We start from the raw sequence: 13007 nt of genomic DNA, 5'->3' as shown, positions 1-13007 counted from the left end.
TAGGTTTGAAAAAATAAATACGTTGAAAAAAATCTTAGTATTTTTATTGTTTTGGAATTGCACTTCACATTATGCACAAACGGTTCGGAAATATTCGAATGAGTTTATGAATATTGGTGTTGATGCCGCTGCCCTGGCAATGTCAAGTGCTGTCGTAGCTTCAACAAATGATGTCAATTCTGTGTATTGGAATCCTGCTGGACTGACAAATCTCGAAGACCATCAAATTTCGTTAATGCATGCCAATTACTTTGCAAACATTGCGCAATATGATTATATCGGATATGCAAGCCCGATTGATGACAGGAGCGCCTGGGGAATCTCGATGATTCGGTTTGGAGTAGATGACATTATGGACACTACGCAATTAATCGACAATCAGGGAAATATAGATTACAACCGTATAAGTTTGTTCTCTACTGCTGATTATGGTTTTACATTTTCATATGCCAGAAAATTACCAATTGAAGGATTTGAGTACGGTGTAAATGCCAAAATAATCAGACGTGTAATTGGAAAATTTGCCAATTCCTGGGGGTTTGGATTTGATTTTGGTCTTCAGTTTGAAAGAAACGACTGGAAATTCGGATTGATGTTGCGGGATATTACGACTACTTACAATGTTTGGAATATTGACGAAGAAGAATACAAAAAAATCTCAGATGCTATTCCCGGTGAAAATCAGGAATTACCAGAAAGTACTGAAATTACATTGCCAAAAGCACAATTAGGCGTTTCAAAAAAGTTTGAATTTCATAATGACACAAGTCTTTTGGTTGCCACAAATTTAAATATGCGTTTTGAACAAACCAACGATATCATTTCATCGAATATTGTAAGTATTGATCCCGCAGTTGGATTTGAATTTGGCTACACAGAACTCGTTTTTTTAAGAGCAGGAGCAGGAAATTTTCAAAATGTCACGCAATTAGACAATTCCGAAAAATTAAATTTTCAGCCTAATATCGGACTTGGTTTTAAATATAAAGGAATTCAGGTTGATTATGCACTGACTGATTTAGGAAATCAAAGTACAGCTCTTTACTCTAATATTTTTTCACTTAAAGTAGATTTAGGAATCTTCAGATAAGATTTATTATTAAAAAAATCCAGCCATGAGAGGTTTTACATTTCAAAAAATAATATTGTTATTACTGATGTTCAATTTTAGTTTTGGACAAAGTTTACCCTTATCAAAAGAAGCACATGTAAGTGTATTAACTTGTGGTCTTGGCAACGAATCGTATTCTTTTTTTGGACATACTGCTATACGCGTTACTGATCCTGCAAACAATATTGATGCTGTATATAATTATGGTGCTTTTGATTTTAGGACTCCTAATTTTGTCGCTAAATTTGCAAAAGGTGATTTACAATATTTTGTAATTGCGCATTCTTTCGCCGATTTTATAAACGAATATAATGATGAGAAAAGAAGCATTTATGAACAAGAACTGCTTATCCCACAAGAGGCAAAACAAAAACTTTTTGATAATTTAAACACTACCCTGCTTTCGGAAGATCGTTATTATACTTATAAGTTTATTGATAAAAACTGCACTTCTATGGTAGTAGATATCATCAATAAAACATTAAATAAAGAGGTAATTACAAAAAAAGGAGATACTGAAAAAACGTACAGAAGCATCTTGTTCCCTTACTTTGATGGCCATTTTTACGAGAAACTAGGAACGAGCATCATATTTGGAACTAAAGTAGATCAGTCAGGTACTAAAATTTTCCTGCCATTTGAATTAAAAAAAAGTTTAGAAAAAACAACTTTTCAAGATCATGCTTTTGTGAGTACAAGTAAAACACTCTTACGTTTTAAAAAAGAAACACCAGTTTCCTGGTGGAATAATATTTACAGCTATATTATTTTGCTAGGTTTTGTTATTCTAATTAACAAAAGATTTATTGATAAAATCTATTTATTTATTTTATCCTTAATGGGCATCTTTTTTGTTTCGATGGGATTTTATTCTTTCCATCATGAATTGGCTATGAACTATAATGTTCTTTTATTTAGCCCGTTATTATTGCTGCTAATTGTTTTTTCAGCGATTAACAACAAGAGATGGACTTATAAATTTGCTGTATTTCATTTAGTCGTATTACTTATTTATGCGCTTTTTATAATTAACAAAGCTCACTTTTTTATTGTTCTGCCATTGATTATCACAAGTGGGGTTGTTTTGGCAAGAGTAGCCATAAGAAATAAAAAAAGAATACCCATAATAATCTAGTTTATTGCCCTCTGTAAAACAAAACCGTTGTTATTGTTTTAAAAGTAATACTCAAATCGAGAAAGACACTTCGATGCTTAATATAGTATAAATCATATTGAAGTTTAATCAGGCTTTCTTCTATAGACTCCCCATATGAATAATTTACTTGGGCCCAGCCGGTAAGTCCTGGTTTAATTACATGACGGGTTTCATAAAATGGCATTATCTCAGCAATTTCCTTAACAAAAAAGGGTCTTTCAGGTCTTGGACCGATAATAGCCATATCTCCTTTTAAAACATTTATAAATTGCGGAAATTCATCAATTCTGGTTTTGCGCATAAATTTACCGAATGGCGTAATTCTTTTATCATTTGATTTTGCAAAAACAGCTCCATCGCTTTCCGAATTTTCAACCATTGTCCTGAACTTATAAATTTGGAATATTCTTCCGTTTTTACCTACACGTTCCTGTGTATAAAACAAGGATCCTTTATTCCAAAATATATTCGCAATAAAAATCAATGGTATAAAAAAAGTGCAAAGAAATAAGCCTGTTAAGGAAAAAACAAATTCAATAAAACTTACTAACAATAAGTAAAGCTTATTATTATTACTACGGCTAAAGGGGAAAAAACGATAAAAATCCCTCGCAATATACTGAACCGGGATCCGTTGTGTTTTGCTTTCATAAACCTGGGTATATTCCCTAATGATATTTCCTGATTCCAGCAAATGAAGTAAATGCTGGTAAAGATCTGCTGTGATACCCTCCGTTTTTTGTGAAGCTATAATAATTTCGGAGATATTATTTTTATTCACAAAAGCCAGTAGATCATCCTTTTCAATTTCTTTTATATAGCTTGTGGAGAAATCCTGATCAACTAAAATATCTGAATTTACAAATCCAATAATTTTATAATGCGGATCTACGTTTTCTAATCCTAAAACAAGTTCATCTACCTGGTGTTTATTACAAATTAAAATTACGTTTTGCGAAAACCGATGAGTCGCTAAAAAGAAAACATAAAAAAATCGCCAAAGCAATAAAGCCCCCAGAATCGTAAAATAAAAAATAAGAATCACCAAACGCTTTTTTGGAAGTTCAGGCGACAAAATAGGCGTAAACAAATATACTAAAGTGGCTGTTGTTACCGTTAAGATGACGCTTTTGAGAACCTGAAACTGGTTGCTGGCTATTTGAAGATTATACATCTCAAAGATTGCACCGAAAACACTCAGATAAACAATATACAGAATTGGTCTTTTATAATTTGACCCATCCAGATTGAAATATGGATAATAAAAAAGCTTATCCATTAAATAGAGAGCAAACAAAACAAAAACTATATCAACAAGCCTAAGGAGTACCTTTCTTTCTGAAATTTCAAAATGCATTCTTTTATTCGTTTGCATATTCATTTGATTTACAAGCTTTTTAATTTGGAGCAAATGTATTATAAAAAATAAAATTTAATCGACCGAATTTTCTGCTTTTTCAGGAATTTTAACCTGAACTAAAAGAAGTGATAATGCATATACAAAAGCCGGAGCTGCAAGACGCATAGCTGCATGATTAATAGTTAAAAGCCAAAAAGCCAAAAAAGGTAATGCTAATATATTTTGACGGTTATTCAAAAATAAAATTAGAGGCGTTAAAAGTAAAATTAATAACCCAAGCAAACCAAGTGAACCATGTTCTGCCAGCATTCTGGTAAGTTCATTGTGTGATGCCGCTACAATTCCGGTTTTTTTTGCCCTGATTTCTTTGTTTCTTCCCACTCCGACTCCTAAAAAAGGGTTTTCTAAAAACATTTTAAGTTCAGATTCCATAAGCGTTTCCCTGCCAGTCAGTTGACTTTTCTTTTCCCTTCCCAAAGCATCCTTATTAGCATAACGTTTATTAATCAAACCACTGGTTTGCAGCGAACTGTACCCCCACACACCCATTCCAGCTAAAAATGAAAATATTATTATTAATCCTATCTTGGGTTTTATATTAGAATTAGCCAGAAAGAACAATACTATTATAAATAAAAAAATCATTACCACTGCCGTTATTACACCCCCTCTGGAAAAAGTAACGATTCCACGAAAAGCAAAAATTAAAATAAAGCTTGCATTTATTAATTGTAGTAATTTACTTTTGGAATTTAGGAGTAGTTGCACAAAAAAAACAAAAATCCCCAAACCCAAAACAGTAGAAACCTGATTGGGTCCAAATCCGCCAGATGTTTCAAAATTAGATTGTGTACCTGTAACTACATCCTTAACACTTGGAGTATATAAAAACAAGTAAATCACTACAGAAATAAGAGGCAGACAAAATGCTGTAATGACTCCCTTTAAACGATCAAATGTTATTTCACGTTTGTAACAATAGATTGCAGAAATCCCTAAACAAACTGGACCTGATATGTTAAAAGCAATAGCTTTTCGGATATTCGTTTCAAAGCTAAGTGAAATAAATGACAGAATAATCGACGGAATCAATAATAGCAAAAAGAACCAATATATCAGACTATTTCTTGAAATTCCTGAATAAAGCATTCCTAAAAACATATAGATTATGATCGTATATTTACCAAATTCATTAAAGATACCTCCTCCTGTCATTCTTAAAAGCACCTCAATACTTACCACATATGCCGACATAACGAGTGCTTCATTATTTCGGTTTCTATTTTTTGAAATATAATAAAATCCAAATGCAAAAAGAAAAACAGTTAGTACAGTCGAAACAATAGGCAAAACGTATAATAATATGCCAATAAGGGCATGAATTAGCAATAAATAAATGTAAGATAGAGCATCTCTTTTCATTTTAACTGACTTAGCCATTTTAAATATTTATTCATTACTTTATCAGCTGTAAAATCAGCCTGAATGACTTGATAAAGCATATTTCCAAAATGAATTCTCAAAATTTCATTATTAATTAATTCTTTCAATGATTTATAAAACAAATCAGGTTGATTGGAATCAACTATAAAACCGTTTTTTCCATGTTGAACAATCATGGGTACTTCACCTACCCAGGTTACAACAACAGCTTTTTTATACCATCCATATTCTAAAAGTGCCACCGGGAGACCTTCAGATTTTGATGTTAAAACAGCAATATCAGCTTGTGCTAATATTGCAGCGATGTCTTGTCTGGAGCCATATATGAAAACATTATCTCCTAGATTAAAATCAGAGATTTTTTTCTTTATTTCTTTCGAATAGTCATCTTCAAAATCTTTCCCGATTAAATGGAATGTCCATTCTGGATGAGAGTTCCTGACTTTTTTTGCCACTTCCAATAATAAGAAATGATCCTTATCTTCCCTAAGATTTGCCAGAGATACAATCCGTTTTCCCTGAATTCCTTTTAAAACAGTATTTCCAGAATCCTGATTGACATTTGAAGGAAAATTCGGTAAATAAATAACATTTTTAGCACGCATTTCTTTTTCAGTCCACTCCTTTAACTTTTGATTTACTGCTATAATATTATTAAAAAATGGGAGAACGAGTCTTAAAACTAATAATTTTCTTGTAGGCATAAACTTAATACCTCCATAATGAAGATGCCAAATCAACTTAACAGAAGGTAGTGTTATTTTTAATAAAAAAGCTAAGAAAAAAGAAGTGCTGTGAGCATGAATATAAGAAACTTTATGTTTCACAACAAAAGATCGTAATAGGAAAAGTGCCTTAAAATCAAGCTGTTTTTTTTTCTCTAAAAACAAATAAGATACATTCGGATTTATTTCCTCCTTTAGAATACCTTCTTTGCGGGTCGAAACTAAGCCTGAAAACTGAATTTCATCCGCTAAAACGTTTGCATAATTTACAGCCATGCGCTCAGCTCCGCCAGCATCAAGTGAATCTATAATTTGGATAATTCTCATTTTACTATAAGTTTTTTAATCTCATCTTCGAAAACCTCAAGGGTGAATTGCTTTGACCATTGGCTTGCCAGTTTACTTTTAATTATAAAATCGCTTTCATTATTAATGATATTTTCAATTTTTGCTACATCTTTATCAAGTTCCATTTCAAGCAAAAGTCCTCTATTTTCATTATCTAACATAAAAGGAACACAAGAAACCTTTGTCGAAATTGGCACACAACCCCAAAACATTCCTTCAGCAATAGCTTTTGGCCAGCCTTCACTTTTTGAAGGCAAAATCACAAAATGACTGTTTTGGTAAGCCTTTTTTACTATTTCCTTATTTTGATTTCCATGCAATACAATAATTTCTTGTAATCCATTAGATGCAAGGTAATCCTCTACTATTTTCCGTTCTGATCCTTCTCCGTACAATTCCAAAATCACATTATGCCCTTTTCTAAATAATATCTCAACTAATTGTATCGCATATAAAGGATTTTTCCCTGATGACAATGTTCCTACAAAAACAAAATGTATTTTTTCTTTTAAATTCAAGGTCTTAATTGGAAATTTTTCCTGTTCTGAATAGGTAGCCGTAAAAAATGGTTTTATATTCCTTGTGCTTCCGTCCCATTCACCATAAACCAAGACCTGCATATTTTGTGTTAAAAACGTATTATTTAGTATCCATTTTTGCAGGCGATAACTCCACGGCTGTTTTGATTTCGGATCCCAATTACCTGCATATTTTGCGGTTTTGGGTTTATCGGGAAATAAAATCTGGACAAAACATCCCAATAAGCCTATATTCCCTGGGCAGCGTAAATGTATATGATCACCTTCTTTCATTGCCTTGAAAATTTGCCAGCCTATTTTAGGTATTTTTACAATTGCATTGCAAATCGATTTGAAGCCCAGTAAATTAATGTTTTCAATCTTCAAAAACTTAATTTTTCTATGATTGTAAGCACTATCAATTTCTGTATTACTCACCTGAATAAGAGGTGCGACAATAATTAATTCATCAATATATTTTGACCAGACATTCATCTCGCGAACATAGGGAGCATAACCAAAATATTGGCTCTGTTTCTCTATATGATTGACATGAGTGATAATTGTAAATTTCATTAGTTTTTAACTAAATTATTTTTTTTATGATAGCCAAAAAGATTCTATTTATAATTTCATTTTGGTGCCATTCTGAATTAATTTTAATTCCATTTGGGTTTATTAAAAAGTAAACTCCACCATCCAGCCATCCTTCCTAATACTTCTGATAAAGCTGCTTTTCTATCACTGCCTTTAATGCTATTTGTAAATCTAATCAACATCAGCAAAATGATTATAGAATGCCATTTATAACTATCAATAAGTGTAGGATTTGGATTTTTTACCCGCCAAACATACCATCCGTTTCTTACTACCATTTTTCCATACTTAAAATGCTTAGGGCGTCCGGAAGGATTGTGGAAATGTCTTAACTGCACATTTGAATTGATTACATTCTTCCCGAATTGCAAGGCTCTAATACTAAAATCAGCATCCTCATACAAACCATAACCTTCAAAATAAGATGAAAACTGAATTTGATCCACTACATCTTTTCTAAAAGCCATGGACATTCCAATTAACAAATCTACTTCATGGATTTTGTTATTTAAAGGGAAACCACAAGTACGTCCATGTGAGTAATTTGGCATTTTACCAGGCCCCAGATTAGATTGTAATCCTAAATAATTACGTACCACATTACGTTGTCCCTCTTTATAAACAAACCCATCAAAAAAATAATACTTTTTTGAGTTATACTTTTTGCCCTGTTCTATTGGTTTCCATTTGTTTTCATTGATAGCCACTCCTCCTACCCCAGATATATTTGAGTCCGATTTAAACGTTTTGATTAATTCTTCAAAATAGCCTGTCTCCAAAATGGTGTCATCATCTAAAAAACAAACTATTTCTGCATTATCAGACACTCGTTCAATGCCATAATTCCTTTGTTTTGTCAAACCTCTGTTTTCTGGAGGAACAGCAAAATAGCGTAATTTGCTGAATCTTTTCTCTTTTAGCATTAATTCTGTTTTAGTATCTGATGATCCATCAATAACTAAAATTTCATCAGGATACAGGCTCTGTTTTTCAACCGACTCCAATAAAGAAAGCAGTGGCTTTAAACGCATATAGGTGCATATGATTAATGAAAATGTCATTTGAACTTAATTTTGCTGCTTAAATGGATAAAATAATCTATTCTGTTTAATTTTTCTAATATTAGTTTTCTATTATTTCTCTGCATCTCCTGAAGTTCAAAATCTGTTTTTGAAGCATGAAAAGTTATTAAATCTTCAACGATTAATTTTTCTGAAACTATTAAACAGTGACTTTTCCAATCAATTTCATCGGCCAAAGGCAGCCTTACATCAGTATCAACCAAAACAGGAATTCTTCCCATTATTAAAGTTTCATAAAACCGAACTGAAAAATTTCCGTTGCCTCGAAGACAAAATGTGTATAGATTATTCTGGATGTTTTCAAAGAACTCCAGTGTTGTTTGTTCTTTTGAAGCATTTGTATTTCGTGCTCCTGCCCTATATTTATTTCTAAGAATGAAATTACTCTGTATTTTCTCTTCTTTTGCCATTCTATTTAATAATAAATATCTCCTCCTTGGCGCAGGAAAAAAAGAATGATAATCTTCCCTGTTTCCAGAGCACAAATTAACAAGGTTTCTTTTAATGTGTAATGCAAATTCTTTACTCCTTTTTAAAAACGATCCATTTGCATTTCCAACAAAACCAATCGTTGGTTTTTCTCCTTTTGAAAGTGTTAGAAAATCATTTTTTAAAATATTCTTATATGGATCACTTACAAAACAAGGCATAACAAAGGTAGAAGAGTCTAATTTTGAATTAAAACCTCCAAACCTAAAAGTAAAAACATTTGATTTTTTTAAACTTAAACCTAAATCACCTGCCGCATATACCCAGATTGGAATTTGATATTCTGATACGTTTTCAATCCAGGTTTGCAGGAAATTATCTTTATCAGCTTTTAAAAAAGAAACAATATCAACCGGAAACACTGCAATATCAGCTTCAGAAAGCGAATCTGCCAAAACAAAACCAGAATTGGTTTTCTCATTAGGCAAATACACCATGTCAAATAAAAGCGGAAAGATTTTTTTCCTGTTATCAGCTTTTAAAAAATTACTATCTGTATATATTTTCAGCATTTAATCTGTTATCTTTTTAAATGGTTTATTCCCTAAAATAGAAGCATATTTAGAAAAAGCACTATTATACATCTTATCTGTTTGTATTAAAACAACATTATCACTTTGAGCTATAAAATAAAAATCAATAAATGTTTTAGCATGATAATCACTATTTCTATTGTTATTTTCTAAATGTTTTGGCAAACCATTTAAGGTTTTATAAACCGTATTTTGTTTTATATGTTGTAAAAAATATTCACTATCAGATACTATATAGATAACCCCATCAGCGTATAGTTTTGCTTCATTATCAATACAATTTACAACTTTGCCAATCAACAGTTTTTTTTCATTTTCATTCAACACTAATTTTGTTGTATCTGCAAAATCTCCCATTAACGTTGTAAAACGAGTATGAAAAACTATTCGGGATTCAATAGTATTCAACATAAGTTTATTATTCAGGTAAACCGAAGTTTTAAATAAAGCGTTATAATTATTTCTCCAAATCTCTTCCAATTCTTCTTTGTTTTTGTGAGGATACAGCACAGACAAATAATCAACGTTTGCATATACGAAAAATATTTTTGCTTTAGACTTTCTGATTAATTCCAAGGGATTGGCATTAAAATTATTCATCAAATATAAAATTCGAGATGAGAACAAAGAATATTTTAACTCCTCCTCTTTTATATTCCAATTAACAGCATTAGGTTCTAAAAAATCTGTCAGTTTAAATGGATGGTTAAATAAAATTTTAAACTCAAAACCTAAAATTTTGGATATTTCATAAAAAGAAATAATTCCTTTTAATCTGTCTACTAATCCGCCATGAGGTACCTTGCCATCAAAACAAACAACAATTTTTTTTCTCTCTGGTTTATCTGAAAAGCTCATTTTTTTTATATAGTACTTATATAAAATTAAATACTTATAAACTTCAGCTATTTTTTTTTTAATTGCTCTCACAAGTTAACCCTCATGCTGTTAGAGATTTTCTAATTGCTTACTCCACTTCAAACTCACACCCCATTTCAAATTAAGTGATTTGTATATACCTCTCCATTTAGAAAAAGGCTCTTTTTTCATAACTTTAAAGAAAAGTATGAATTTATAACCTTTAATTTGTTCTTGGGTCATGTATTTTTGTTTAACATACATAATTGTTGGAGACGGTTTTGGTTGATTTATTTCGTTATCCCATTCAAATTTTGGTTTAATCCTAAATCCTCCAAAAGGTGCTTTTAAGTGTATAATAGCTGGTTCGGGAAAATAAATAATATCAAAACCTTCATGACGCAACTGTAAACCAAAATCCGAATCTTCTCCATAACCAAATTCCAAAGCCATTGAAAATGAAACATTTTTTAAACAGCTTGATTTGACAAAACTATTTCCTGAGCCAAATATACCTGATTGATGAATTGTTTTAAAAACAAGTTTTTCATTCTTTTGAATGTACGAAGTAGTTGCAGCAAATACTCCGTATTGTTCAATTTTACAAAAAATATCATTTAATAAATTTGAATCAAATCCATTATCATCATCATTTAAGAAAACCCATTCGCTTGTAACCTGGCGTAACGCTAAATTCCTTGCATTACATGCTCCTGACTGATGTGTAAATGTATGTTTAATTATAAAAGGCCATTCTTCTTTCCATAAATAATCCAACTCACTAACACTTTCTTCAACTGGGTTCTGCTCAATAATGATAACATTTTGTGGTAAATGCGTTTGTTTTGCCAAATCTTTTAAAACATCATATAAATATTCTTTTCTTCCAATGGTAGGAATGATGACGTCAATTGTTTTTTTATCTATCACTTTCAGCTTTGACTGAACCAAGATTTCTGATAAATCAATACCAATCTTTTTTAAGTTTTTAAATCTTAAAGAAAGTAATAATGGCATGAACATTAACCTTTTTTCAAAAAATAAAAAATTAAGAAATAATATAAATGTCCAACGAGTACGATAATGCTGCTTCACAAACTTAAATAAATCAAAGCTACTAGCTTGCTGAACTGGAATAGTTACCTCATTATCTAAAATAAGTTTAGGTTCGGAGTAACATAATAAGCCTTTTAGACAGCCATTCTTTGCCACACTATTTAAAAAGTAATTAAAATTTTGATTTACATTAACTTTGTTGATGAATTTTGATAATACTGAAGCATGTATCCCACCTGCATCGCTACTCATAAGCCAGGTTGGATAAGATACCCTTCTGTTGATTTTAAGGAACACCGATTCTTCAATATAACCAATCGATTCAGGTAAATAATCTTTAAATTTATTGACATTAAAAGATGCCATAATTTTATTATGGTGAAATATTTTTTCAAAAGATGCGGTATTCAAATATTCTTTTAATTCAATATGACACCAAACCAACCATTCAGATGAAAATTTCTCAGCAAGTATGAATAAGGTCTTGGATATATTTGGGCTTTCAAATGGTATTTCTATACCATCTTTTATTACACTAATTAGTTTATTGTTGTGATGATAGATTATAATCATTATCTCTGATTTGTTGTTATAATCTTAGAATAAAATTCCATATTTAATTTTACCTGTTTTTCCATGTCAAAATTATCCTCTACTCTTAATCTTGCTTTCTTGCCCATATCATTTGTAAGATCTTTATTTTTTAACAACTCAACAATTCGGTCTGAATACAGATTATGATTTGAAGGATGAACCAAAAAACCACTTTCTTCATCAACAATCAATTCCTGAGCCCAGCCTATATTACTATTAACAACGGGTTTCTGCAATGCCATAGATTCAATTGTTACCATACCGAAAGTTTCCGCAAAAGTAGGAAAAACACAAACATGAGCTTTTTTAATATATTCCTGAACTTGCTGATAAGGTATTTTGCCCAAATAAGAAACAGCATCCAAATCTCCGCTATCTAATTCTTGTTTCAAAAGCTCCCAGGTTGATTTAGAATTTGTCTGAACATCATAAGAATCACTCCCAATTAAAACCATCTTTGCGTCTGGAAACTCAGACCTGACTTTCTTAAAAATAAAAGGCAATTCCAGCACTCCTTTTTTTCGAATAATAGTCCCTATGTATAAAATCAGCCCATTCTGATAGACCAATGGATTAGTATTTTGAAAATCAATCAGTTTCAATCCTGAATGAATTGTTTTTACTGTTTTATTTCTAATCTGAAAAAGTTTTTTTGACAATTCGCCGGCAAAATAAGTAGGTGCAATAAATGCTGTAGCTTTGCCAATTGCTAATTTTTCAAACCAAAAATTTTTAAATTTTTGCCTTCGTTTTTCTAAATGGCAAAAATAAGTGTCGCTTCCGTGAAAACGAATTATCAACGGTGCTTTCAGTTTCATAAACGCTGTAATTCCTGTCCAGTCAGGAGCTTCAATTAAATCGACAGCATCAGAAACAATGTATTTATTAAGGTAATTTTGAATATATTTTCGGTGTAAGAACCAACCTAAGAATTTATAGTTTTGATTTTTTATCAAGTGTATTTTCACGCTATCTTCTTCGAAAACAGCATCTTCTTTTTGTCCATAAACAAAAACAGAAACTTGTACTTCTGTTGTGACTAAAACATCCACCAGATTTTTAATACTTGTACCAATTCCAGCAGCATGCTCTACAAGTTCATGTGGATATTCAGGAGTTAAAAAAGCAATATGCATG

At 31.3% G+C, this 13007-nt stretch carries 11 protein-coding genes; 2 read left to right on the top strand and 9 right to left on the bottom strand.

Annotated features, from left to right (window positions below; genetic code table 11):
* Nucleotides 1–106: 106 nt before the first annotated feature.
* Together ACNC7R_RS03755 and ACNC7R_RS03750 are read left to right on the top strand one after the other, a co-directional pair.
* On the top strand, nucleotides 107–1090 hold the full coding sequence (locus ACNC7R_RS03755) for a PorV/PorQ family protein (protein ID WP_417943126.1): 984 nt from the start codon (nucleotides 107–109) through the stop codon (nucleotides 1088–1090).
* 25 nt (nucleotides 1091–1115) lie between these two features.
* On the top strand, nucleotides 1116–2246 hold the full coding sequence (locus ACNC7R_RS03750; protein WP_417939653.1) for a DUF4105 domain-containing protein: 1131 nt from the start codon (nucleotides 1116–1118) through the stop codon (nucleotides 2244–2246).
* Nucleotide 2247: 1 nt separating this feature from the next.
* Here ACNC7R_RS03750 and ACNC7R_RS03745 read toward each other — a convergent pair whose 3' ends face one another.
* The 9 genes from ACNC7R_RS03745 to ACNC7R_RS03705 form a co-directional block, all read right to left on the bottom strand.
* Nucleotides 2248–3642, bottom strand: a complete 1395-nt coding sequence (locus ACNC7R_RS03745; RefSeq protein ID WP_417939652.1) for a sugar transferase — start codon at nucleotides 3640–3642, stop codon at nucleotides 2248–2250.
* A gap of 57 nt (nucleotides 3643–3699) precedes the next feature.
* Nucleotides 3700–5067: an O-antigen ligase family protein gene (locus ACNC7R_RS03740; protein ID WP_417939651.1), complete on the bottom strand. Its 1368-nt coding sequence runs from the start codon at nucleotides 5065–5067 to the stop codon at nucleotides 3700–3702.
* Nucleotides 5046–6122: a glycosyltransferase gene (locus ACNC7R_RS03735; RefSeq protein ID WP_417939650.1), complete on the bottom strand. Its 1077-nt coding sequence runs from the start codon at nucleotides 6120–6122 to the stop codon at nucleotides 5046–5048. Before ACNC7R_RS03735 ends, ACNC7R_RS03740 begins: the two co-directional genes overlap by 22 nt.
* On the bottom strand, nucleotides 6119–7237 hold the full coding sequence (locus ACNC7R_RS03730) for a glycosyltransferase (RefSeq protein WP_417939649.1): 1119 nt from the start codon (nucleotides 7235–7237) through the stop codon (nucleotides 6119–6121). Before ACNC7R_RS03730 ends, ACNC7R_RS03735 begins: the two co-directional genes overlap by 4 nt.
* 83 nt (nucleotides 7238–7320) lie before the next feature.
* Nucleotides 7321–8319, bottom strand: a complete 999-nt coding sequence (locus ACNC7R_RS03725) for a glycosyltransferase family 2 protein (protein ID WP_417939648.1) — start codon at nucleotides 8317–8319, stop codon at nucleotides 7321–7323.
* Nucleotides 8316–9341 carry an exostosin domain-containing protein gene (locus ACNC7R_RS03720; RefSeq protein ID WP_417939647.1) on the bottom strand — a complete coding sequence of 342 codons (1026 nt, stop codon included), beginning with the start codon at nucleotides 9339–9341 and terminating at the stop codon, nucleotides 8316–8318. Before ACNC7R_RS03720 ends, ACNC7R_RS03725 begins: the two co-directional genes overlap by 4 nt.
* Complete coding sequence (locus ACNC7R_RS03715; protein ID WP_417939646.1) at nucleotides 9342–10220, bottom strand: hypothetical protein; 879 nt, start codon at nucleotides 10218–10220, stop codon at nucleotides 9342–9344.
* A 90-nt stretch (nucleotides 10221–10310) separates the two neighbouring features.
* Nucleotides 10311–11849 carry a glycosyltransferase family 2 protein gene (locus ACNC7R_RS03710; RefSeq protein WP_417939645.1) on the bottom strand — a complete coding sequence of 513 codons (1539 nt, stop codon included), beginning with the start codon at nucleotides 11847–11849 and terminating at the stop codon, nucleotides 10311–10313.
* Nucleotides 11849–13006: a glycosyltransferase family 4 protein gene (locus ACNC7R_RS03705; protein ID WP_417939644.1), complete on the bottom strand. Its 1158-nt coding sequence runs from the start codon at nucleotides 13004–13006 to the stop codon at nucleotides 11849–11851. Before ACNC7R_RS03705 ends, ACNC7R_RS03710 begins: the two co-directional genes overlap by 1 nt.
* Nucleotide 13007 lies beyond the last annotated feature (1 nt).

Source organism: Flavobacterium adiutor (genome assembly GCF_048282555.1).
In the GTDB taxonomy this organism is placed as follows: domain Bacteria; phylum Bacteroidota; class Bacteroidia; order Flavobacteriales; family Flavobacteriaceae; genus Flavobacterium.
The sequence above is the reverse complement of the archived record's forward strand: the minus strand, read 5'-3'. Positions and strand labels throughout refer to the sequence as shown.

What these genes read in the sequence shown, in the direction of transcription:
- ACNC7R_RS03755 (WP_417943126.1), top strand. Translation starts at nt 107, where the DNA reads ATGAATATTGGTGTTGATGCCGCTGCCCTGGCAATGTCAAGTGCTGTC.
- ACNC7R_RS03750 (WP_417939653.1), top strand. Translation starts at nt 1,116, where the DNA reads ATGAGAGGTTTTACATTTCAAAAAATAATATTGTTATTACTGATGTTC.
- ACNC7R_RS03745 (WP_417939652.1), bottom strand. Translation starts at nt 3,642, where the DNA reads ATGCAAACGAATAAAAGAATGCATTTTGAAATTTCAGAAAGAAAGGTA.
- ACNC7R_RS03740 (WP_417939651.1), bottom strand. Translation starts at nt 5,067, where the DNA reads ATGGCTAAGTCAGTTAAAATGAAAAGAGATGCTCTATCTTACATTTAT.
- ACNC7R_RS03735 (WP_417939650.1), bottom strand. Translation starts at nt 6,122, where the DNA reads ATGAGAATTATCCAAATTATAGATTCACTTGATGCTGGCGGAGCTGAG.
- ACNC7R_RS03730 (WP_417939649.1), bottom strand. Translation starts at nt 7,237, where the DNA reads ATGAAATTTACAATTATCACTCATGTCAATCATATAGAGAAACAGAGC.
- ACNC7R_RS03725 (WP_417939648.1), bottom strand. Translation starts at nt 8,319, where the DNA reads ATGACATTTTCATTAATCATATGCACCTATATGCGTTTAAAGCCACTG.
- ACNC7R_RS03720 (WP_417939647.1), bottom strand. Translation starts at nt 9,341, where the DNA reads ATGCTGAAAATATATACAGATAGTAATTTTTTAAAAGCTGATAACAGG.
- ACNC7R_RS03715 (WP_417939646.1), bottom strand. Translation starts at nt 10,220, where the DNA reads ATGAGCTTTTCAGATAAACCAGAGAGAAAAAAAATTGTTGTTTGTTTT.
- ACNC7R_RS03710 (WP_417939645.1), bottom strand. Translation starts at nt 11,849, where the DNA reads ATGATTATAATCTATCATCACAACAATAAACTAATTAGTGTAATAAAA.
- ACNC7R_RS03705 (WP_417939644.1), bottom strand. Translation starts at nt 13,006, where the DNA reads ATGCATATTGCTTTTTTAACTCCTGAATATCCACATGAACTTGTAGAG.